Here is a 21,233-nt window from a genome sequence, read left to right on the forward strand (position 1 = left end):
GTTAACTTTAAACAAATGAATTATACAGTTCCGTCAGCTACCGTTCCATATCTGTTAGGATTCGGACGCAGGCGCTTGCTCCTCGCGAAAACGCGAGATCAGGTCAAACGTATTAACCGTATCTGACACATGCAGTCGCTTTGTTGCTTCATCATGACCAGATCGGCAAGCATTAATATCCGTTTTGGTACCAGTAGACAGATCGTAACAGGAGCCGCTGTCATAGATGTAATCATCCGAAGGGATATAGAACAAGGAGCCATCTGTAAATGCACCACTGCGCAATACCACCATACGGGAGGAACCGTCGTACACATCGTTGCCCATGTGGTAGTAGGATTGATCTGAAATACCGAGCAGATGCAGTACTGAAGGTGTAACATCCAGTTGTCCGGCAGGCTCGTCAATCGTTCCCGCTGCGGCTCCGTCAGGCAGATGCACCAGCAAAGGCACTTCGTTCATAATCTGCTCCATATCCAGATCAGTTAGTGAACGTCCGAGAAATTTCTCGTATTGTGGCTGCTCCTTAATGGAACTATCGTGATCCCCATAGAACATGAAGATCGTTTTGTCCCATAATCCCCGATTTTTCAGGTCTTCCACCATGTTACCGAGCGCAGAATCCACGTAATGAACGGATTGCAGATAGTTGCCAAACATCGTTCCTGTGAACTCACCCACATCCAGCTGCTGTTTATCTTGGGGTAACGCGTATGGATGATGACTGCTGAGTGTAATGAGGAATGAGTAGAAGGGCTCTGTAACCTCACTGCTCATTTTTTCAACCGATTGGCGGAAAAAGGACTCATCCGACAGCGACCAGCCAAGCGGGTCATCCTGTTCAAAATCATTTTTACTGTAAAACTTGTCATACTTCATATTCTGATACATCGTATAACGATTCCAAAATCCGCTCTCATAGGCATGAAATACATTCGTACTATAACCATGATCCTTCAAGATAGAAGGCAGAGAATCATAACTGTGGTCTGCGTAACGGACAAACGCGGATCCAACCGACAGTGGATGCAATGAAATATTGGCCCCAAAGTCAGCATCCGATGTTCGCCCCTGACCTGTCTGGTGATAAAAGTGACTGTAGTACTGGCTTTCCTTCATCAGCTCGTTAAAATGAGGCGTAATTTCCTGTCCGCCAATGCTCTGACCAATCATGAAATTCATGAAGGCTTCACCTTGGACAATGATCACATTGCTGTCTTTGTACTTGCCAAACATCTCATCCTTCAGTGGATCAGCCTGCTGTCTGCTGGCGAAATAAGCTTCCGCCTGTTCGAGATCGGCAGGATCGACCTCCGGTCCAGAGCCGAGCTGGTTTTTGGCATAGTTGTACAGATCATAGCCATGAAAAGCAAGAAGTCCGGTAACATTGTACATGGATACGTTCCACCAGTTGTTATCGAACAACCCTTTTGCCCAGGTTTTACTATAAAAATATATCGGACCAACCGCGAGCCCCAGACCCAATACCAGAGCAATGCTGCCTGCGGTGAGTCGACGACGCACACTTGATTTGCCTGAATTTGACGAGTAGGAGTTCAACCCGTTCGAATATGCGCTGGAACGTCCACGACGGTTACGTTTGCTGAACAACAGGATCGCTGCGTATGGGATAATCACAAGCCAATCGACGAAGAACCACAGATCACTGGCGTAAATAAGCGTAGCAATACTATCTCCCAAAGCGTCGACCTGTCTGGCTTGCATCAGCACAGGGATTGTTAGGAAATCCTGAAAATAGCGATAATAAACCATATCCGCATAGATCAGTGCAGTGAGCAGCAGATTGAGTATAACGAGTGATATAATCATACCCCGGCGAGGCAGCCACCAGGTCCAGAAGGATAGAAGCAGCAACGAACCGATGGCAATCACTTTGTCCAGAAGACCCATCGTAATGTTGTAAGCGTGCAGATTGTGGTGGAGCCACATTAATTTGAGCAGCATGAGTACAAGAAAAATAAGATATAACGTAAGTGGATGATTCAGAAGCCCACGCGGCGTAAGGCTGCGTGTTGGCTTAGTGACAAACATATATGTCTCCTCCCTGATGAATGGTTTTGTTAACGGAATGTAAAATAGGACTTTATCCATTATAGCGTGGTGTCATGGCTTTTCAACTATGCCCAGGGGAGAAAATCTTCATGCGGAAGCAATGTTAACAAGATCATCCATAAGTATCCCGAAATACATACAAAAAAACGCCCCAGCCGTGAACGGCAGGAGCGCTTGATCATTCCAATATTATTATTGTTGTGGTGTTTTATTACGTGGAGGCAGTGGGCCCAAATACTGATAATATTGGGTTTCAATGCGTCCGTTGAACAACTTACGGCGCTTGTCTGCCTTGTGTCCAAAGTCTTCCTCGAAAGATTTGGTCGACGTGATGGCAAAAAAGGACCATGTCGGTAAATCGAGGTAACTGCGCCCTAAAGAACGTAGCAGCTTCTGCACTTCTTTCTCTTCACTCAAACGTTCACCATATGGAGGGTTGGTAATAATGACACCATATTCGCCCTGTGGTCTTGCACGATGAGCGGGCAGGACGCTGACTTCAATATCTTTGGCGAAGCCGGCACTCTTGATTGCTGCCTGTGCTACTTCAATAGCTTCCGGATCGATGTCGCTGCCCGAAATTTGCAATGGAATATCGTCGCGAACCGCGTCAAATGCTTCTTCGCGCGCCTGTTCCCACAATTCTTCAGGAATGACAGCCCAGTTCTCGGAGTTGAAGGTTCGACGAAGTCCAGGTGCAATGTTCCAGCCGATCATGGCGGCTTCAATCAGCATGGTGCCTGAACCGCAACATGGATCATAGAATGGACGGGAAACATTCCAGCGGCTGAGCTGAATAAGTGCCGCAGCAAGCGTTTCTTTGAGTGGTGCTTCGGTTACGAGTTTACGATAACCCCGTTTATGCAGACCTGGTCCCGTCGTATCTAAAGTAAGCAGGGCGCGATCGTTCAGCAGAATGACCTCAATCACATAACGAGACCCATCCTCTGGGAACCACTCCGTGTCATAAGTCAGCTTCAGTTTCTCTACGATTGCTTTCTTCACGATCCCTTGTGATGCAGGCACACTGCTCAACTGAGATTTTTGGGAGCGACCTTCAACCGGAAATTCGCCATCGGCTGGAATCCATTCCTCCCAAGGTAATGCTTTGGTACCTTCAAATAATTCATCGAAAGTTGTCGCCGGGAATTCACCCATTTTGACCAACACCCGGTCGGAACTTCTCAGCCACAGATTACACCGGCAAATATCAATATAATCTCCAGTGAAGAAAACCCGGCCATTGTCGATCGTAACATCCTCATACCCCAGTTGCTTCAGTTCCCGGGCGACAACAGCCTCGAGTCCCATCGCCGAGGTCGCAATCAATTGCAATTGAGCCATGTGATTCATTTCAACTCCATTTCAAGCTGGGGAAGGAATATCCTTCTCTCAGCTGTATAGTGACGGTGCGGCCTTGCCGCTTTCCGTGAAAAAACTTACAATGAGAAATGCGGTGAGCTAATGCACTCATCTTTCGAGCCGATGCAGCAGTTCAACCGCCTGTGTTTGACAACAAACATTTATTATAGAACATTGGCATCCATATGGAAAGCAGTCCAAGTGTCCAAGGAGGATTTTAGCGGTGAATCTGACCCCTGACGAATATGTAAATCAATTATTTCAAGAGGATGATCTCTTGTTAAAGGTAAAAGAAGCCATCCGATCGAACGGCATGCCGGAAGTTTCGGTTGCAGCGGCTTATGGCCGTTTGCTCACTTTTCTCGCGAAGACATCGAAAGCGGAGGCTGTACTCGAAATTGGCGTGCTGGGCGGATACAGCGGAATTTGTCTTGCTCGCGGTTTAAGTGACGGGGGGACCCTGACTTCGCTTGAACTAAAAGAGCAATACGCAGCGATGGCTCGTGGTCATCTGGAGGAAGCAGGCTTTGGGGATAAAGTCGAATATCGAATTGGCCCCGCAGCTGACAGTCTGGAGCAGCTGGCACAGGAAGGACGTACCTTCGATTTCTTCTTCATTGATGCAGACAAGGAGAATTATCCCGTATACCTCGATTACGCCATTAAGCTCGCGCGGCCCGGGGCGGTCATTGTGGGAGATAACTGTTTCCTGCGCGGCCGTACGCTGAATTCAGACAAGCAGGGTCCGGCTGTCCTCGCGGTTCGACGCTTCAACGAGCAGATGGCCAGTGACCCGCGCCTCGTAACAACGATGCTGCCGGATTATGATGGTCTGGCTCTGGCCTGGGTGAAGTAAGAAAAGATGCAGATCCGTTAAAACGGATGGAATGCGCATTCAATTCGAAAAGAAAGAGACGATAACACTCCTGAATCTCAGAGTATTATCGTCTCTTTCTGCTTATTGGAGTGAAGTGATGAGAGCCTTATTAAACTTCCGGCGTTCCGTAAGTCTCGAACCATTTTTGGATCGTGTCAAAATCGTCGCTAAAGGACAGGCCGAGCATCAACAAAATGCGTGCTTGCTGAGGACTAAGGTTGTCACCGGCAATAACGCCTTTCCCACCGCCATATACACTGCCTGAACCTGTCCGAGTGGTCGTTACGAAGATTACTCCATCCTCGACCGCTTTGGTACGTGCTTGTCCCATCGCTCTGGAGATACCGCCAGCTCCGGTACCGGACGTTACGATCCCCTTGGCGCCGCCCTTCACAAATCCTTCAATAGCTTCGCCGCCAGCTTCCTGATAGGAAATCGCAATTTCCACCTTGGCGAGATCTGCCTTCGTGATTTTGCTCAGGTCGAATGCCGGTTTCAATGTACCTTCAGGCTTCAAGGCACGTGCAGGAGCACGGTAAATTCGAATGTTTTCTTCATCAATGTAACCTACTGCACCAAGCATCGGAGTTTCGAACGTGTCTGTTCGATAATCATTCGTTTTGGTCACGCCGCGTGCCAATTGAATGGTATCGTTCAACATTAGCACGGTCCCAAATGAAGTGGTGCGCCCGCTGCCTGCGAGCTTGATGGCGTTGTACAGATTGGCTTGTGCATCTGAGCCGATAACTGTCCAAGGGCGCATGGACCCTGTAATGATGACGGGTTTATCACTTTGTACGGTCATGTCAAGGAAGTAGGCGATTTCCTCCATGGTATCTGTACCGGTGGTAACTACAACGCTGTCATACTGAGCCAGAGCCTTGTCTACGGTTTGAGATAAGTCATAGAGATCAGCCATGGTATAAGAACCTGAACCTGAATTTCCGAATTGGAGTGTGCTAACATCTGCAATCTTCTGTTTGTCCGGTAAGGCGTCGACCATTTCTCCAATCGGGAGTGTGCCAGCTTTATAGTTCTGGAAGCTGGTTGCATCCTCGGATTGACCTGCAATCGTACCACCCGTTCCAATGACCAGAACATTAGGCAGAGCGGATTGTTTGAACGAATCTGATAGAGCAGGGATGGTCGTATTGCGAGCCGGAGTGGATGATGCGGCCTGAACCGCACTAGTTGTACCGCTCACTTCTACCGTAGCCGCCTGAGCCGCATAGGTCCCGATGGGGGACAGGGAAATGGTCAGAGCTGTCAAAGCGGCTGTGCTCCATACAGCCCAAGGACGAAGATTTGAAGTTTTTTTCATGAATAGCACTCTCCTTCAGGTTAGTTTCGTGTGATGTTTGTTGAGGTTGATATGTATATGAATTCAAATTGATTGTATTTCATGTTAAATAATATGACAATTGTAGATATAGATAGAGTAATCGGTTACATTGATAGAAATGTAGAGTATATAGCGTATTTATGAGGTTTTATGGATAAATATGAGAAGGTAAAAAAGAGAATGAGGAATATGAAATCATAATAAATAAACTTTTGTGTCATATTTTATTACATTTGAGTCTTTTGACCTGATAGATTTAGAAGGAAACTTTGGGGAAAGTGTTGCAGTATCGTCCATAGCTGAAGTGATCTTATCCAAAACGAATAGCGGGGGTATTAGTTAGCAAGTCTTGACGATTTTTGTAATACGTTCTAGGAAAAGAGGCTCAATTATTGCCAAATATTTGTATGCCCGCAGTGTTGAGTCTATAATATATGGTGATTTCAATATGTAAATAAATATATATTAATGATTGGAGGAGAAACGATGAACCGAGCACCCAGAAAGTATGCCAATTACATTCCGATCCGGGAGCTGGAGGCGGTGGAGCAGCAATTATTTCCCTTCCAGGTGTACGCTGAACTTCGTGACAATACTCCAGTCCGCTATGACAACCATCGAGAATGCTGGGATGTTTTCCGTTATGAAGATGTGCAATATGTGTTAAAAAATCCTAAACTGTTCTCTTCTGAACGTGATCGCGCAAACGCCAGCATGCTTACTACAGATCCGCCGAAGCACAAACAACTACGGGATCTGGTTAATCAGGCGTTCACACCTAGAGCGATCGAAGCGTTAGCTCCGCGTATTCAGGAAATCGCTGATGAATTATTGACTCCGCATTTTTCAGAAGGTCGTATGCGTCTTATCGATGATCTTGCTACTCCACTTCCAGTTATCGTGATCGCTGAATTGATTGGAGTCCCTGCAACGGATCGCCAGAAGTTCAAAGACTGGTCTGATGCACTCGTGAAGGGGGCGCGGGATGACAGTGACGAAGCTTTCCAGGAATTGATGGAAGAAAAGAAACGGAACCAGCAGGAGTTGGCGAGCTACTTCACGGCCATAATGGAAGAAAGACGTCAGCGACCAGAGGATGATCTGATCTCTATACTGCTTGCTGCAGAGATTGAAGGGGAGAAGCTAACGGCAGAGGAAGTGGTCGGATTTTGCATCTTGTTACTTGCTGCCGGTAATGAAACCACAACCAATCTGATTACCAATGCCGTTCGTATTCTGTTAGAGCAGCCTGAGCTTCAACAGCAGCTGCGAGAACATCCTGAACTTATCCCCACTGCGGTAGAGGAAACGTTGCGTTATTATCCGCCAATTGTGGCTATAGGGCGTATTGCCAAAGAAAACGTAGAATTGAACGGACAAACGATTCAGGCGGGGGAACAGGTGATATCCTGGGTAGGATCGGCCAACCGGGATAGCGCTCAATTCGATCAGGCAGAGAAGTTCGTGCCCGACCGCAAGCCGAACAGACATATGGGTTTTGGTTTTGGTATTCATTTCTGTCTCGGTGCGCCGCTTGCACGACTTGAGGCGAGGGTTGTACTTCAGACGATGCTTCGGCAAATGGAAGACATTCAGCTTGTGCCGGAAACCGTTCTGCAGCCGATTCAAAGTGCTTTTGTATTTGGAGTTAAAGAATACCCGATTCAATTCACAAGCCATCTGACTTAATGACTCAATGAATCAATTTTAAGGTTTGAACAAATGAATGCCAAAAGCCGCTTTCATGCCTAATAGGCGCTGAAAGCGGCTTTTTATAAGAACAAATAACATTGAATCCAAGCGTCAGGATTCTCTGATCAGAGGGGGCTTTTTGTACAGCTTGAGTCTTACCCACACCATGTTGAGCAGCAGCAGCCCACCAGAGACGATGAACAGTCCTTCGATGCCAATGAACCCGGCCATAAAGCCACCGATTACGGCTCCAAGCATGTTACCGAGCGCGAGTGTACTCGTATTAAAGCTGAAGGCCCGACTAATCATGCTATCTGGCGTATAGGAGCGAATGAGCGCGTTGACACTCGGAAGCAGGCCGCCCATGAACACACCCATCATGAAACGGACGATGATGAGCTGCCATACCGTCTGCACGAAAGCTTGAGGTATAAGCATGAGCCCTGTTCCTATGAGAGAGAAGGTAAGTACCTTGTGTGAACCTACCCTGTCACTGAGTTTCCCGAGTATCGGGGACATGGCCATGTTAGATAGTCCCGTGACTGCACCGACAAGCCCTGCCCAGAAGGCGACGTTGACATCCGAACCGTGTAACTTCTGTACATACAGCGGCAAGAGTGACATCGGGCTGATCATGGCAAATTGCAATAGGAATGTTACAGCGAATAGCGCAGGTAACTGGGGAGACTTGTTCAGTTCCTTCAGACCGGACAATACGGATTGTTCCGGCAGTTTGGCCGCTTCCTTGCGGTCAAACTTCTCTCTGACCAGGAACATGGCGAGCATGGAAGCCGCAAAGATCAGTCCGCCAGTAATATAGAAGATAGGGCGGAAGCCCACTGCATCAGCAAGCAAACCGCCGATCAGCGGACCTAGAATCGTACCGGCCACTTGGCCGGATTGGCTGATGCCCATGGCAAAACCCATGCGATCCTTCGGCGTTGTACCCGAGATCAATGCAACTGCTGCCGGGTTGAATCCGGAGATCGTACCGTTGAGCAGTCGTAATAAAAGGAGCTGCCATGGGTTCTGTGCAAAACCCATCAAGGCAATAACAATCGCCATCCCGAATCCGGAACGCAGCAACATAATTTTCCGTCCGTACTTGTCAGACAATTTGCCCCACAAGGGCTGGAACAAAAATGAGGTGAGGAAGTTGGCAGCAAATATAAATCCCGCCCATATGCCAATTTCATGCTCACCAACCACGCCAAGATCCCTGGCGAGATAAAGGGACAAAAACGGGGTAATCATGGTCATGCCCGAGTTGACCAGAAATTGTCCAAACCAAAGCACAATGAGGTTTACTTTCCACGTTTTCAAAGTGCTTTCACTTCCTTTCCGATCGTTTCTGCAACGTTTCAAAAAAACACGATTCTTTCATTATAACATAATTTGCATATAGATGAGGGGATGTAAGGAATGTCATAGTATTGTCATCGGAACAGATCGACACGTGGTTGTTACCGCTCTTTAAAAAGGGCATAATGTTATTTATGAGTCCAAAAACTATTGGAGGCTTCTTACATGAGTTATAATGATCGTCTGATTCAGGCCAGTTTCAAACAGCAGGTGGACCGTGTTCCCGTGTGGTACATGCGTCAGGCTGGGCGTTATGATCCCGAATATCGCAAGATTAAGGAAAAGTATTCTTTGCTCGAAATTTGCCGTCAACCTGAGCTAGCAGCTGAAGTTACACTCATGCCGGTACGTAAACTCGGTGTGGATGCGGCTATTTTGTATTCCGATATTATGAATCCGGTTGCTTCCCTCGGTATAGATTTTGATATTGTTAAAAATATTGGACCTGTTATAGACAATCCAATCCGCACGGCGGCAGATGTGGATCGTTTGCGTCCCATTGATGTTGAAGGAGATCTGTCTCATATTCTGGAGACGATTCGAATTCTGGACAAGGAACTGGATGTACCCCTGATTACGTTTGCCGGTGCACCGTTTACCATTGCCAGCTATTTGATTGAAGGCCGACCTTCCAAAGGGTACATACGGACCAAAACGATGATGTACAGTGAACCGGAAGTGTGGCATAAATTGATGCAAAAACTGGGCGATATGGTGATTACATATGTCCGTGCTCACATTGCGAACGGCGGCAAGGCATTCCAACTGTTCGACAGCTGGGTGGGCGCACTTTCGCCAAACGACTTTAGAACGTATGTGTTGCCGACGATTACTCGTATCTTTACCGAATTATCGGATTTGAATGTACCGAAAATTTATTTCCCGGGTGTGGCTTCTGGTGAATTGCTGCCAACCCTGCATGATCTGCAAGCTGATGTGATTGGGCTGGATTGGAGAGTATCGATCTCCGAGGGACGTAAACGACTGGGCGGAAAATTTGCTGTGCAAGGTAACTTGGACCCTTATGTGCTGACTGCACCGATGGATCTGATCAAGCAGCATGCCAAATTGATTATTGACGAAGGTATCAAGGAGCCAGGGTATATTTTCAATCTGGGGCACGGACTATTTCCTGAAGCGTCTTTGGATAAATTAAGAGAACTCACGGCGTATATTCATGAATATTCCGCTGAAGCATTGAAGACTGGGGTGACGGTTACTAATGACTAATACGGTAGGTGTACTGGTGATGTCGTATGGCACACCTGAGAATATGGAAAGTATCGAAGCGTACTACACACATATCCGGAGAGGACGTCCGCCTGAACCGGAACAACTGAAGGAATTAACCGACCGTTATGAAGCGATCGTTGGGGGTGTATTCCCTCTTCGAGAAAACACGGATAATCAGGTTAAGGCCCTCCAGGAGACGTTAAACAAGGATGACCGTTCCAATGAGGTTGAATTCCGTTGTTATCAAGGGTTGAAGCATGCGTATCCGTTCATTGAGGATGGCGTGGAACAGATGGCGAAGGACGGAATTCAGACTGCAATAGGCATCGTACTGGCACCACATTTCTCCACGATGAGTGTAGGGAGCTACATCAAGCGTGCTCGTGAGAAAGCGGAAGAACTCGGTATCCAGATGTCATTCATTGAGAGTTATCATCTGCATCCGAAATTGATTCAGGCTCTCTCCACACGTGTTAGCGCCAAATTGGATGCTTTTGAGGAAGCGGGGGCCAAGCGCGGGGATGTACGAGTGCTGTTCAGTGCACACAGTCTGCCTGCGCGAATTGTAGATATCGGTGATCCATATCCGCAGCAACTGCTGGAGACTTCGGAAGTCATTGCTTCCCGTTTAGGAATTACGAACTGGCAGTTCACGTGGCAAAGTGCGGGGCGGACGGCGGAGCCGTGGCTGGGCCCTGATATTCTGGACACACTTCAGGATCTTGCTCGTGAACAGGTGGAAGATGTGCTTGTAGCACCGATTGGATTCGTATCGGACCATCTGGAAGTGCTCTATGATCTTGATATTGAAGCTAAAGCGATTGCCAAAGAGATCGACATGCGCCTTATGCGTATCGATTCTCTCAATAGTGACCCACTTTACATGGAAACGTTAAGTGACGTCATTATTAGCAAGTGGCAGCAAGGAACGGATGAGTAATGGAAGACCATAAACGTCGTGTCGTTGTTGTCGGCGGAGGTCTGACCGGCCTAAGCGCGGCATTTTATATTCGGAAGCATTACCGGGAAGCAGGGGTTGAACCTGTCATCACCTTGGTTGAGAAGAGTTCTTCCATGGGTGGCATGATTGAAACGCTGCACCGGGATGGGTTCGTCATTGAGAAGGGACCAGATTCTTTCCTTGCCCGCAAAACGGCGATGATTGATTTGGCTAAAGAGCTGGAAATTGACCATGAACTGGTCAGCCAAAATCCGGAATCCAAAAAAACGTACATCATGCAGCGTGGCAAGCTGCATCCTATGCCGGCAGGACTCATTCTCGGTATTCCGACGGAGTTGAGACCTTTTCTGAGAAGTGGTCTTGTATCTCCGGCAGGCAAGCTGCGCGCATTAATGGATTTTGTCATCCCTCCCCGTCGTACAACAGAGGATGAATCGCTTGGTTATATGATTGAGCGCCGCCTTGGAGCGGAAGTGCTGGAAAACCTGACTGAACCGTTGCTCGCAGGCATCTATGCAGGTGATATGCGGCGATTGAGTCTTCAGGCAACCTTTCCGCAATTCGGTGAAGTGGAGCGGGATTATGGTAGTTTGATCCGAGGAATGATGACGGGCCGCAAACCGACAGAGACCCATACGGGAACGAAGAAAAGTGCTTTTCTGAACTTCCGTCAGGGCTTGCAGAGCCTGGTTCATGCGCTTGTACATGAGTTGCAGGACGTGGATCAACGGCTGAACACTTCCGTGAAATCTCTGGAGGTTCAGACTGGAGATGCGGCCAAGTATAGCATTCAACTGGATAACGGAGAACGTCTTGAAGCAGATGATGTAGTCATTACCGTGCCTACGTATGTTGCATCTGAACTGCTGCAACCACATGTGGATACAGCGGCTCTGGATGCAATCAATTACGTATCGGTAGCGAATGTGGTGCTGGCTTTTGAGAAAAAGGATATCGAACATGTATTTGATGGGTCTGGTTTCCTCGTTCCGCGTAAGGAAGGTCGAAATATTACAGCATGTACTTGGACATCAACCAAGTGGCTGCACACCAGCCCAGATGACAAAGTACTGCTTCGCTGTTATGTTGGCCGTTCCGGAGACGAACAGAATGTGGAGCTCCCGGATGATGCACTAACAGATCTGGTACTCAAGGACTTGCGTGAAACAATGGGCGTTGAGGCCGTTCCGATCTTCTCGGAAATTACTCGGCTCCGCAAATCCATGCCACAGTATCCGGTAGGTCATCTGCAGCAGATTGCAGCACTGCGCGAACAACTTGGCAGCAAATTGCCGGGGGTATACATTGCCGGCGCTGGTTATGAAGGGGTAGGCTTGCCTGACTGTATCAAACAGGCTAAGGAAATGTCAGTTCAAGCTACGCAATTGATTGCTGCAAAGTAATTAACGTATTTGGCTGTCTCGAACGTAGATTTTTTCTACAGGGAGACGGCCTTTTTTGCACCATAAAGCGAAAAGGGGAGAGGTCTGAACTCTATCAATATTTGCAGTTCCAAGGAATGATGGAAATCCAGAATATGCCTGATATAATATGATAAGGATTGCTGTGAAGAAGAGGAGCTGCCTATGTATCCCCCAAGATCAAAACGAAGTGTACAAAAGAAAAAAGTGAAACGTGCCCGAAAACGCCGGATTTGGATCATTAATCTGGTATTGATTGCTGCAATTGGACTCGTCGGCATCTATTACGCAGTAGGCATGCAGGAGCAGCAAATAGACCCGGCGGTGACAGAAACGGCTGTGAATCAGGAACCTGTGAATGAAGAAAGCCCTCAGGGCGGTGATCAGGTGAATTCACCTGACACGGATTCGGAGGCAAGTAATACCCCGGATGAAGAATCGGAGGATTCTGATAAACAGGTAACTGAAAATTCCGGCGCTACGTCGGGTGAGAAAAAGCCTGATGCTACAGGCTCCGAGGCAAATGGAAAGACGGATACAGGAACGGAAAAACCGACGGATACTCCCGCTTCTTCCGGCTCAAAGGGAAGCGAAGGTGCCGGAACTGGGGCGACACAGCCATCTCATTCGGCGAAGGATGTAACCATTAACTTTGTTGGGGATATTCAGTTTTCCGGCAAAGTGGCTGAATTGTTGGAGAAGAACGGTTATGACTATCCCTTTGCAAAGCTTGGCAACTTGTTCAAGGAAGATGATTTGACCATTGGAAACCTTGAAACTCCCGTAACCCTTGGTGGAACTGGTGCTGTAGACAAAACCTATGTATACAAGTCTTCGCCAAAAGCGCTCGAAGCAATGGCTTCAGCAGGATTTGATGCTGTGAATTTGGCCAACAATCATATTTTGGATCAAGGTGTAGAAGGTTTGGTCGATACGTTAACTTACCTTGAGCAATATGGTATAGCGCATACAGGAGCCGGTATGAACAGGGATGAGGCTTATGCACCTGCATATCTGGAACGCAAAGGCATGAAGATTGCACTGCTTGGATTCAGCCGGGTTGTACCTGAAACAAGCTGGAAAGCGGAAGGGAATCGGGCCGGTGTTGCCGAAGCTTACGATTCTACAGGTGCAGTAAAGGCGATTCAGGAAGCCCGTGAAAAAGCTGATCTGGTTATCGTTGTTGCACATTGGGGAGAGGAACGGGTCAGCACTCCAAATAATGATCAGACTCGACTGTCTCATGAATTTGTAGATGCCGGAGCGGATCTGGTCATAGGTGGGCATCCCCATGTCTTGCAAGGGGTAGAGTACTACAAAGGCAAATGGATTGCATATAGTACAGGCAACTTTATTTTCTCGAAATCAACGACAGAGGAAACGTGGAAAACAGCGGTTTTTCAGGCGAGCTGTAGTAAGGATGCCAAATGCAGCATGAAGGTTATCCCTTATGAAGCGGGGTTGGGTCAGGCCATTCCGATGGTGGATCAAGCCAACAAATTGTTACTGGAGCAGATGGCCCAGCTCTCGCCAGGTATTCGTTTTGATGCGAACGGATTCGCATCGCCAAATTAAGATGCATTTTTTTGAGGAGGGGATGGAATGAACAACCTTTGTGTAGCGCACCGTGGATTTTCGTCCATTGCACCAGAAAATACGATGGCTGCATTTCTGCTTGCCATGGAACAGCCAGAGGTTCAGTGGATGGAACTGGATGTACAGTTATCACGTGATGGTGTGCCGGTTGTTATTCATGATTTTACGTTAAATCGGACCACGAACGGTGAAGGCTTCGTACGAGAGACGGACTGGGCGGATATACAGCAGCTTGATGCGGGATCATGGAAAGGAAAAGCCTATAAAGGGGAACGTGTTCCTGCGCTTAGTGAAGTGCTGGACCGCACCTGTGGCAAAGTGAGATTGAATATCGAATTGAAAACGCAAGGTAATATGTATCCCGGTCTGCCGGCAGCGGTTATTCATGAGGTGAGGAAGAGACATATGCAGCATGATGTGGTCATCACTTCGTTTGAACCTGCGGCTCTGGTTGAAGTGAAGAAACTGGCCCCTGAGTTCAAAACAGGTTTGATTATTGATGCACGGCCAGGGGATCTGGCAGCAGTGCTGCGGCAGATGAATTGCAGTTTTCTTTCCATCGGGTACACCAATGTGGACAAATCGCTGATGCGTGAGATGCGTATGGAAGGCATTCAGGTAATGGCTTGGACAGTGGACGACAAAATCATCATGAAGCGGCTTGCGGCGATTGATCCGGAGCTGATGTTATGTACAAACCGGCCTGATGTGTGGGAACAGGCTTTTCAGGAAACGAGCAGCCGATTTTTCAGACCATAAACTCCAATTTTTTGAATAGCGAAAATATGATATGTACTTATATAATAAAAAGATGAACATGATCCATATACGCTAATGAATCCGATAAAGGTGGTCGTAAACCCATGCTGACAAACATTCGAAATGTATACTGTGTAGGACGAAATTATAAACTTCATGCAGAAGAATTGGGTAACGCGGTTCCGGATGAACCGATGATCTTTATGAAGCCTTCCCATGCGGTTGTGGCCTTGAATAGTGAAACGCTGCAATTGCCTGCGACAAAGGGCGAAGTTCATTATGAGGCTGAACTAGTAATCCAAATCGGGCGGAGTTATGAGCCGGGTATGGCAGTGGATGAATTGGTTGACTCGTATGCGTTTGGCATTGATTTTACATTACGTGACGTACAGACGGTTATTAAAAAAAAGGGCCATCCGTGGACAGCGGCCAAAGGGTTCAAGAACTCGGCTCCGGTTACTGCATTCCAGCCATTTCCGGGGGCCCAGGCTCTTCTTGAGAAAGACTTTACACTCACCAAGAACGGTGCCGAGGTCCAACGTGGCAATATTCGTAACATGATCTTCAGTCTACAGGACATTGTGGATTATGTAGGTCATCATTACGGCCTGGGACCTGGAGATGTCATCTTTACAGGTACACCAGAAGGGGTTGGACCAACGGCAGCAGGAGATGTGCTTGAACTGGCCTGGGACGGCGAATCCTTGGGTAAATGCACGATTGCAGCAGCAGTTCAGTAAGTATCATGCATCATCAATCTGCTTACTTAGAGTAAATATGAAACAGATAAAAGGGGCGCTTCGACGCTCCTTTTTGCCATGCCCTCATTCTCTGCCATAGCACATGGGAGACTTTTCATTTACGCCAAGTTGTAGGCTGTATTGGCACTCTCCGTGACCAACTCCTCCAGTTCACTGCTTTGCACTGCGTGTTGCTCCGCGCTAATACTTCCACTTGCAAGTCGTTGATCTAATTGCTCCTTGAGCTGCCTTATTTGCAATGCGACAACCTCGGTGAAATCAGCATCATTTTCATCTGCAATCATCCTCAGCGATTTACCCGCGCACAGATCCTGAACCAAGTCATCTTCCGACTGTTGATTCAGAGCACTCAGCAACTCATCTCCGCTCTCGTCTTTGGTATCGATGTTAACGATGGACCATTTCGTCAAAGGTATTGGGGATATCGCTGATCTGCCCCAGGCTGTTCCGGCGAAGGACATGGTAACAATCATTGTTCCGACAATGATTACGCGCTTCATATTCATATGTGTTATCCTCATTTCTATGGTTAAGTACGAACTGAATCGTAGCTGGTTTGATGTAACGCTCTGAGGATAGTGTAACCGGGAAAGCTGAAGTGAAACTTAAAACCGGATAAGTTATCTAAATATGAGGGACATCTGGCTACGAAAAAACAAATTTAAATTCATACTTGACAGGTTGGGTTAGTGGGTTATATGATGAACTCAATTATTTTAACACTAATTAAATGAACAGTGAAATAATTTGAACTGAAGCGAGCTGATTGGACCACCAAAGGCTCCCGGGACTACTCCACTATGGAATGTCCGCGGGAGCCTTTTTTCGTATTTGCTGTCGTTTCAGTTAGACAGGAGGATGAAATGAGCAATAACGACTGGGAAGCGTTGGAGAAGACAGATTGGTTGTTTCGTAAAATGGTCAGACGATTCGTGAAAGAACGAGATCGTATATCGGTAGAGGGGGTCAGTTTACCGGGCATGCTCATCCTGCACAAAATCATTCGTGAAGGGGAACAGCGGTTAGGGGATTTGGCTGAACAACTGGACTTCACTTCAGGTGCCATTACAGCTTTAACAGACAAGTTGGAGAAAAAGGGACTTACGATCCGCAGGCGCAAGGAAGATGACCGTCGGACGGTATTGCTCGATATTACTTCCAGTGGGCGGGAGATGTTTGCACGGAACAGCAATATCGGTGCCCGATGTATCACGCTTCTGTTTGAGGGCTTTACGACGGAGGAACTGGAGCAGCAAAGCCAATTTTATGAGCGGGTGATAGCGAATCTGGAGGGGTTCTCGGATACGCTGCTGGAATTGGCAGAGAACAACGGGAAGCAGGAACACGATCCGTCCATCAAAAGTGACCCTGAACAGAAGCAGAGGGAGAATACCGGAAAGAGCAATTATCTCAGTTATTAACGTTTGATCCGATGTGAAAACAAACAAACCAAGGGAGAGATGATCAATGGGGCATTCAACAATTTATCCAACCGGGGCAACCGTATATAACCCTGATAAGGCTTGGGGCGGTTATACCGTCTATCAGGCAGGCGAGGAAGGTGTTGTACTGATTGATATGAATGGTAAGGAGGTTCACCTGTGGAAGGGGCTGCTGGGCTTTCCGGCCAAAGTTTTCCCTGGTGGCTTCGTATTGGGCAGCACGGGGCGGAGAGATCCGAAGTTTGGTATCCAGGACAACGTCGATTTGGTTCAGGTGGATTGGGAAGGCAATATTGTATGGAAATACAACAGCTACGAACACATTGAAGATCCAGGATATGAACCATTGTGGTACGCACGTCAGCACCATGATTTCCAACGTGAAGGCAATCCTGTCGGATATTACGCCCCCGGGCTTGCACCAAAGACACAGAGCGGGAAGACTTTGATTCTTGCTCATAAAAATGTGAACAACCCGTCCATTTCGGATAAGCCTTTGCTCGATGATGCGATTATAGAAGTGGATTGGGAGGGCAATGTATTATGGGAATGGCTGCCGAACGAGCACTTTGAGGAACTTGGATTCGATGAGGCCGCCCGTAATGTTCTGTTCCGTGACCCGAACACACGCTCATTTGGACATCTCGGTGGTGGGGTGGGGGATTGGCTACATATTAATTCAGCTTCTTATGTTGGTCCAAACCATTTCTATGAACATGGAGACGAGCGGTTCCATCCCGACAATATTATCTGGGATGCCAGAGAAGCAAATATTATCGCAATAACCGACAGACAGAGTGGAAAGATCGTATGGAGACTAGGGCCGGATTACTCTTTGCCTGAAGTAAAGCATATTGGCACCATTATTGGACAGCACCATGCACATATCATCCCTAAAGGTTTGCCTGGGGAGGGGAATCTGCTGGTATTCGACAATGGCGGCTGGGCTGGTTATGGCCTGCCCAATCCGGCTTCTCCATACGGCTTGAAACACGCCGTTCGCGATCATTCACGCGTACTGGAGATCAATCCGGTGACGCTGGAGATCGTTTGGCAATATACATCCGCAGAAGCCGGATTTTCCGTTCCGACAGATTCCTATAAATTTTATAGTCCGTATATCAGCTCCGCTCAGCGCCTGCCTAATGGTAACACGCTAATTACGGAAGGCTCCAATGGCAGATTGTTCGAGGTTACATCCGAGTATGAGCTGGTTTGGGAATATATTTCCCCTTATAAGGATGGACGGAACACCAATATGGTCTATCGTTCGTATCGCGTGCCTTATCACTGGGTACCACAGCTGGAGAAGCCCCAAGAGGTTGCTATTGAAGCCATTGATGTTTCCGCCTACAGAGTGCCGGGAGCAGCGCCCAAAGGTTCTTCATCCGTTGTAAGTGTTGAAGTAACACTGCCGTTTGTTGAAGGTGCAGCCTGTGTGGCAACGTCAGGTGAAGGCAAGTAAGGTGGCGAAGAGCGATGAACAATGATTAGAACGAATGGGGTGCATATTGTGAGAAAACCATCCACCTTAACTGGTGCGTTATTAATGCTCTTATCCATGTTATTGATATTATCGGGATGTTCTGCAAACGAATCGGTATCCGAAGCAAAGGGTGCCTCCGGCACAGAGGCCCAAAAAGTGAAAGTCCGGATCGCAGATACAAGTACGAACCCAACATTCAGGGTAGCCATTGCCAAAGGTTTCTTTGCAAACCACGGCATTGATGCAGAGAGCATTACGTTTGGTTCGCCAGCGGAAGGTGTAAATGCACTGTTTATCAAGCAGGTGGATATTGCGTACGGAGCTGACTTTCCTGTATTGAATGCTTTGGCAAAAGGGGATTACTCTGTCATTGCTTCCGCAGGTCAGGCTACGAATGAAGCGGCAGCTGCGTGGAAGTTGTATGCCAAGAATGATATACAGAGTGGAGCCGATCTGAAAGGTAAAAAAGTAAGTTTCATCCGCGGTACGTTTATTCCTTATCTGTGGGATGAATATTTGAAGGACCAGGGACTGGAACTAACTGATGTAACCCAGGTGGGTCAGGGAGCATTTGACGAAGCCTACATTGCACTAAAGCAGGGCGATCTAGATGCAACCTGGGTCATTGGTTCCGCCTTGACTGATAAATTCGATGCGCTTGAAGGTGTGCATCAGCTCACCGATATGTCCCAAACCCCTGTACGTCTTGGGATGGGGCTCGTAGCAAGCAATGAATTCATCCAGGGGAGCCCTGAAACGGTGAGTGGTTTTCTAGCGGCGCTGAATGAAGCCTCCGTGTATGCCCAGGCACATCCTGAAGAGGTTGCAGACCTGATGTATAAGGAAACCAAGCAGCCTAAGGAGGCCACATTGAAGGATCTGCCAATCAATCCATGGGAAGTTGGATTTACCCAGGCAGCTTATGACAGTCTGGCAGGGCAGAAGCAATATATGGTGGATAACGGGATCATCGAACACGATTTCGATCTCGATAACAAACTGAACCTGGAGCTCCTGAAGCGGGCACTGCCAGATAAAGTGACTTATAGCAAATAACTCGCAAATTGCATTGGAGGTGTTCTCATGTCCTTACCTGCAGATCAGCATACGATTCGTATCGAGCAGCTTCGTAAAACATACAATGCCCCCACCCATGGGGATGTACACTATATTATCAAGGATGTCGATCTGGTCATCAAGGGAGGGGAATTCTTTGTCCTGCTCGGTCCCAGCGGATGTGGCAAGTCCACGCTTCTAAATATGATTGCAGGCTTTATCTCTAAGTCGGGCGGTCAGCTCAAGGTGGATAATAAGGAGATTGATAGGCCAGGCAAGGATCGGGCCATGGTATTCCAGCAGGCGGATTCTTCTCTTTTCCCGTGGCTTACCGTAAGGGAGAATGTGGAGTTTGGACTTCGGATGTCCAAGGTGCCAAAATCTCAGCGGCGTACGATATCAGACCGATACATCGAGCTTGTTGGACTGGGTAGTCATGAAGCCAAATTTCCGAAGGAGCTGTCAGGTGGCATGAAGCAGCGGGTGCAATTGGCCCGGGTGCTAGCCAACGATTCGGCCATCCTGTTGATGGATGAACCCTTTGGAGCATTGGATGCAATGACTCGGCGTACGATGCAGAAAGAGCTGGTCAATATTTGGCAGGAAACCCACAAGACCGTTATTTTTGTCACTCATGATATTCAGGAGGCGCTCTTGCTGGGTCAGCGGATAGGAATTATGTCAGTAGGGCCTTCTTCCAAGATAACGGATATTTACGACAATACTCTGTCTTATCCAAGGAACATTGCCTCATCTGAGTTCAACACGCTATATGATCAGATTCAAAGCCATTTTGAAGAATAATTGAGGTGATAGCAAGATGAGATGGTTGGAGAAGAAGTGGGTGTCTATCCCTCTATTGTGGGTGACGGTTATTCTGATTTGGCAGCTTGGAGCCATGCTCTATGGACCCGACGTGATTCCCGGTCCTTGGGATACGATTCTTGGTGCTCGCGAACTGATTGCTGACGGTACACTGATGCAGTATATCGGAATTAGCTTTACACGTGTGCTTGCGGGTTGGGTACTTGGCAGTGTGATAGCGATCCCGGTAGGGCTGATTATCGGCAAGGTTCATATGATCCGGCTGTTTGCCGAACCTTTCCTTAATTTTATCCGCTTTATTCCGCCGATTGCATTCATTACTCTATTCCTGGTCTGGTTCGGAATCGGGGAGCAATCGAAGATTGCACTCATCATGTATGCAACGTTCTTCATCGTTGTGTTAAACACGCTGACAGGTGTACTCTCCATTGAAGAAGACAAGGTCCGGTCAGCCCGCAGTATGGGAGCCAACGAATGGCAGATTTTGCTGCATGTCGTTGTTCCGGCGACGACTCCGTATATCTTCACGGGGGTACGACTGGCAATGGGCACTTCCTATATGGCTATTATCGGCGCAGAGATGATTGCTGCGAATGAAGGCGTGGGTTATCTGATCTGGAATTCCCGATTATTCTTTCGCACAGATTGGATCTTTGTCGGCCTGATTTCTCTGGGCTTTATGGGCTTCCTCACCGATCGGTTGTTCAATTGGTTTGGTCGCAGCGTGCTCTACCGTTATGGTGTAATTGGTGGGACGAAGCGGGTCTGAACTGGAACTTGAGGTGATGTAATCCTCGAATTCTTGGTCAAACGGAAGAAGGATCACTCATCTCAGTTTTATCGCAATATCATAGACCTGATTTGGTAGCTTTCAAAGCTGCTGAATCAGGTTTTTTGTATGCGGGGCTAGGGAGTTTCGGCATTGGGATCAAACCGTGGTATAATTGAATTTCAAAAATATAAAACGTCATGTGGGCCATGGATG

At 47.7% G+C, this 21,233-nt stretch carries 18 protein-coding genes; 13 read left to right on the forward strand and 5 right to left on the reverse strand.

Features of this window, described 5'->3' with window-relative positions; genetic code table 11:
* Nucleotides 1–54 precede the first annotated feature (54 nt).
* Both BUA17_RS00220 and BUA17_RS00225 read right to left on the reverse strand, forming a co-directional pair.
* Complete coding sequence (locus BUA17_RS00220) at nt 55–2,052, reverse strand: LTA synthase family protein (RefSeq protein ID WP_072732293.1); 1,998 nt, start codon at nt 2,050–2,052, stop codon at nt 55–57.
* A gap of 213 nt (nt 2,053–2,265) precedes the next feature.
* Nucleotides 2,266–3,417: a THUMP domain-containing class I SAM-dependent RNA methyltransferase gene (locus BUA17_RS00225; RefSeq protein WP_063564896.1), complete on the reverse strand. Its 1,152-nt coding sequence runs from the start codon at nt 3,415–3,417 to the stop codon at nt 2,266–2,268.
* A 241-nt stretch (nt 3,418–3,658) separates the two neighbouring features.
* Between BUA17_RS00225 and BUA17_RS00230 the strand changes: the two genes are divergently transcribed.
* The gene (locus BUA17_RS00230) at nt 3,659–4,291 is read left to right on the forward strand and encodes an O-methyltransferase (protein ID WP_063564895.1); all 633 of its coding nucleotides are present in this window, start codon (nt 3,659–3,661) and stop codon (nt 4,289–4,291) included.
* Between the two features lie 130 nt (nt 4,292–4,421).
* Here the strand turns inward: BUA17_RS00230 and BUA17_RS00235 are convergent, their stop codons facing one another.
* Nucleotides 4,422–5,633 (reverse strand): asparaginase, encoded by a 1,212-nt coding sequence (locus BUA17_RS00235; RefSeq protein ID WP_063564894.1) that lies wholly within the window; start codon nt 5,631–5,633, stop codon nt 4,422–4,424.
* Nucleotides 5,634–6,140: 507 nt separating this feature from the next.
* Here BUA17_RS00235 and BUA17_RS00240 point away from each other — a divergent pair.
* Nucleotides 6,141–7,343 (forward strand): cytochrome P450, encoded by a 1,203-nt coding sequence (locus BUA17_RS00240; protein WP_063564893.1) that lies wholly within the window; start codon nt 6,141–6,143, stop codon nt 7,341–7,343.
* A 114-nt stretch (nt 7,344–7,457) separates the two neighbouring features.
* Here the strand turns inward: BUA17_RS00240 and BUA17_RS00245 are convergent, their stop codons facing one another.
* The gene (locus tag BUA17_RS00245; protein ID WP_063564892.1) at nt 7,458–8,669 is read right to left on the reverse strand and encodes an MFS transporter; all 1,212 of its coding nucleotides are present in this window, start codon (nt 8,667–8,669) and stop codon (nt 7,458–7,460) included.
* A gap of 204 nt (nt 8,670–8,873) precedes the next feature.
* Between BUA17_RS00245 and hemE the strand changes: the two genes are divergently transcribed.
* From hemE to BUA17_RS00275, 6 genes are all read left to right on the forward strand, one after another.
* Nucleotides 8,874–9,938: a uroporphyrinogen decarboxylase gene (gene hemE, locus BUA17_RS00250; protein WP_063564891.1), complete on the forward strand. Its 1,065-nt coding sequence runs from the start codon at nt 8,874–8,876 to the stop codon at nt 9,936–9,938.
* The gene (gene hemH / locus BUA17_RS00255; RefSeq protein WP_063564890.1) at nt 9,931–10,881 is read left to right on the forward strand and encodes a ferrochelatase; all 951 of its coding nucleotides are present in this window, start codon (nt 9,931–9,933) and stop codon (nt 10,879–10,881) included. Before hemE ends, hemH begins: the two co-directional genes overlap by 8 nt.
* Nucleotides 10,881–12,305 carry a protoporphyrinogen oxidase gene (gene hemY, locus BUA17_RS00260; protein WP_063564889.1) on the forward strand — a complete coding sequence of 475 codons (1,425 nt, stop codon included), beginning with the start codon at nt 10,881–10,883 and terminating at the stop codon, nt 12,303–12,305. The genes hemH and hemY overlap by 1 nt, the downstream gene beginning before the upstream one ends.
* Nucleotides 12,306–12,488: 183 nt before the next feature.
* Nucleotides 12,489–13,898: a CapA family protein gene (locus BUA17_RS00265; RefSeq protein WP_072732294.1), complete on the forward strand. Its 1,410-nt coding sequence runs from the start codon at nt 12,489–12,491 to the stop codon at nt 13,896–13,898.
* Between the two features lie 27 nt (nt 13,899–13,925).
* Nucleotides 13,926–14,678 (forward strand): glycerophosphodiester phosphodiesterase, encoded by a 753-nt coding sequence (locus tag BUA17_RS00270; protein WP_063564887.1) that lies wholly within the window; start codon nt 13,926–13,928, stop codon nt 14,676–14,678.
* 104 nt (nt 14,679–14,782) lie between these two features.
* Entirely contained in the window at nt 14,783–15,418 is a 636-nt protein-coding gene (locus tag BUA17_RS00275; RefSeq protein ID WP_072732295.1) for a fumarylacetoacetate hydrolase family protein, read from the forward strand.
* A gap of 119 nt (nt 15,419–15,537) precedes the next feature.
* On the opposite strand, the gene BUA17_RS00280 is transcribed toward BUA17_RS00275, so the two are convergent.
* Nucleotides 15,538–15,945: a hypothetical protein gene (locus tag BUA17_RS00280; protein WP_072732296.1), complete on the reverse strand. Its 408-nt coding sequence runs from the start codon at nt 15,943–15,945 to the stop codon at nt 15,538–15,540.
* A 357-nt stretch (nt 15,946–16,302) separates the two neighbouring features.
* On the opposite strand from BUA17_RS00280, the gene BUA17_RS00285 reads away from it, so the two are divergent.
* The 5 genes from BUA17_RS00285 to BUA17_RS00305 are packed head-to-tail and all read left to right on the forward strand — an operon-like array spanning nt 16,303 to nt 21,017.
* Nucleotides 16,303–16,860, forward strand: a complete 558-nt coding sequence (locus BUA17_RS00285) for a MarR family winged helix-turn-helix transcriptional regulator (protein ID WP_072732297.1) — start codon at nt 16,303–16,305, stop codon at nt 16,858–16,860.
* A 46-nt stretch (nt 16,861–16,906) separates the two neighbouring features.
* Entirely contained in the window at nt 16,907–18,346 is a 1,440-nt protein-coding gene (locus BUA17_RS00290) for an aryl-sulfate sulfotransferase (RefSeq protein WP_072732298.1), read from the forward strand.
* A gap of 21 nt (nt 18,347–18,367) precedes the next feature.
* Nucleotides 18,368–19,423, forward strand: a complete 1,056-nt coding sequence (locus BUA17_RS00295; protein ID WP_139295594.1) for an ABC transporter substrate-binding protein — start codon at nt 18,368–18,370, stop codon at nt 19,421–19,423.
* A gap of 27 nt (nt 19,424–19,450) precedes the next feature.
* The gene (locus BUA17_RS00300; protein ID WP_064639210.1) at nt 19,451–20,227 is read left to right on the forward strand and encodes an ABC transporter ATP-binding protein; all 777 of its coding nucleotides are present in this window, start codon (nt 19,451–19,453) and stop codon (nt 20,225–20,227) included.
* Nucleotides 20,228–20,243: 16 nt separating this feature from the next.
* Nucleotides 20,244–21,017 carry an ABC transporter permease gene (locus BUA17_RS00305; protein WP_063564881.1) on the forward strand — a complete coding sequence of 258 codons (774 nt, stop codon included), beginning with the start codon at nt 20,244–20,246 and terminating at the stop codon, nt 21,015–21,017.
* The last annotated feature ends 216 nt before the right edge of the window (nt 21,018–21,233 follow it).

This window comes from Paenibacillus sp. ov031 (assembly GCF_900143165.1).
Classification (GTDB): Bacteria; Bacillota; Bacilli; order Paenibacillales; family Paenibacillaceae; genus Paenibacillus; species Paenibacillus marchantiae.

Bases quoted from the DNA above. Each gene is read 5' to 3' on its own strand.
- hemH (WP_063564890.1), top strand. From the start codon at position 9,931: ATGACTAATACGGTAGGTGTACTGGTGATGTCGTATGGCACACCTGAG.
- BUA17_RS00225 (WP_063564896.1), bottom strand. From the start codon at position 3,417: ATGGCTCAATTGCAATTGATTGCGACCTCGGCGATGGGACTCGAGGCT.
- BUA17_RS00240 (WP_063564893.1), top strand. From the start codon at position 6,141: ATGAACCGAGCACCCAGAAAGTATGCCAATTACATTCCGATCCGGGAG.
- BUA17_RS00275 (WP_072732295.1), top strand. From the start codon at position 14,783: ATGCTGACAAACATTCGAAATGTATACTGTGTAGGACGAAATTATAAA.
- BUA17_RS00295 (WP_139295594.1), top strand. From the start codon at position 18,368: ATGATTAGAACGAATGGGGTGCATATTGTGAGAAAACCATCCACCTTA.
- hemY (WP_063564889.1), top strand. From the start codon at position 10,881: ATGGAAGACCATAAACGTCGTGTCGTTGTTGTCGGCGGAGGTCTGACC.
- BUA17_RS00290 (WP_072732298.1), top strand. From the start codon at position 16,907: ATGGGGCATTCAACAATTTATCCAACCGGGGCAACCGTATATAACCCT.
- BUA17_RS00300 (WP_064639210.1), top strand. From the start codon at position 19,451: ATGTCCTTACCTGCAGATCAGCATACGATTCGTATCGAGCAGCTTCGT.
- BUA17_RS00235 (WP_063564894.1), bottom strand. From the start codon at position 5,633: ATGAAAAAAACTTCAAATCTTCGTCCTTGGGCTGTATGGAGCACAGCC.
- BUA17_RS00285 (WP_072732297.1), top strand. From the start codon at position 16,303: ATGAGCAATAACGACTGGGAAGCGTTGGAGAAGACAGATTGGTTGTTT.
- BUA17_RS00280 (WP_072732296.1), bottom strand. From the start codon at position 15,945: ATGAATATGAAGCGCGTAATCATTGTCGGAACAATGATTGTTACCATG.
- BUA17_RS00270 (WP_063564887.1), top strand. From the start codon at position 13,926: ATGAACAACCTTTGTGTAGCGCACCGTGGATTTTCGTCCATTGCACCA.
- BUA17_RS00265 (WP_072732294.1), top strand. From the start codon at position 12,489: ATGTATCCCCCAAGATCAAAACGAAGTGTACAAAAGAAAAAAGTGAAA.
- BUA17_RS00220 (WP_072732293.1), bottom strand. From the start codon at position 2,052: ATGTTTGTCACTAAGCCAACACGCAGCCTTACGCCGCGTGGGCTTCTG.
- hemE (WP_063564891.1), top strand. From the start codon at position 8,874: ATGAGTTATAATGATCGTCTGATTCAGGCCAGTTTCAAACAGCAGGTG.
- BUA17_RS00305 (WP_063564881.1), top strand. From the start codon at position 20,244: ATGAGATGGTTGGAGAAGAAGTGGGTGTCTATCCCTCTATTGTGGGTG.